Annotated in this window: 1 protein-coding gene; it reads right to left on the reverse strand. The window is 56.0% G+C overall.

Annotated elements, in window-relative coordinates; all coding sequences use genetic code 11:
* Positions 1 to 904: outer membrane protein assembly factor BamA (gene bamA / locus VZ95_RS20765; protein ID WP_232302789.1), on the reverse strand; the 904-nt coding region annotated here is incomplete at its 3' end.
* Positions 905 to 977 lie beyond the last annotated feature (73 nt).

The following is a 977-nucleotide window of genomic DNA, read 5'->3' on the forward strand; positions in this document are numbered from 1 at the left end:
CATTGAAGGCATCGCCTTCCACCAAGCGGAACTCGCGGCGCAGCACCCGGTCTTGCGTACGGATATTGCCCGACACATCGATGCGCTCCACATAGGCCTTCGGCCCTTCGCGCACGTCGAAGGTTACGTCGATCACGCGGCCCTGCGGGTCGCGGTTGGTGACGGGTTGAATATCGACGAAAGCATAGCCGAGATCGCCGACCTGTTGGGTCAGCTTTTCAATCGTCGCTTCAATCTCTTCGGTATTATACCATTCGCCCGAAACCGTGGTGAGCGACTTATTCAGCGTCTGCGGATCAAGATTCTTCAGTTGCGATGTAACGTTGATCTTGCCGTATTTATAGCGCTGGCCTTCTTCGACCGTGAAAGTCAGGTAGAAGCTCTTGCGGTCCGGGGCCAATTCAGCAACAGCCGATTGAATGCGGAAATCGGCGTAACCTTGCTTCAGATAGAAGCGACGCAGCTTTTCGCGATCGAAGGCCACCCGGTCGGGATCGTAGGAATCGTCGCTGGCCCAGAAGCGATACCAGCGGTATTCCGAGGAAACCAACTCCGAGCGCAGCGTGGAATCGCTATATTGACGGTTGCCGACGAAGGTAATCTTGCTCACCGTCGTCGCTTCGCCCTCTTTGACTTCGAAGACAATATCGACACGGTTCTGATCGAGCTGAATGATCTTCGGCTCAATCGCGGCGGCAAAACGGCTGTTGCGCTTATAAATATCCAGCAGGCGCTGCACATCGGCCTGAAGCTTGCTGCGCGTATAAACAACGCGCGGACGCAACTGCATTTCGGCCAGCAGGTCTTTTTCTTCGAGCTTATCCAGCCCTTCGAAGGCGATACGGTTGACGATCGGGTTTTCCACCACGCGGACGACCAGAATATCGCCGCGATCAATCCCCACGCTCACGTCGCGAACAGGCCGGTGGCGAACAGGGTTTTCAGCGACTTATCGACATATCCGCCGTGACCGGCTC

This window comes from Elstera litoralis (assembly GCF_000963705.1).
Lineage (GTDB): Bacteria > Pseudomonadota > Alphaproteobacteria > Elsterales > Elsteraceae > Elstera > Elstera litoralis.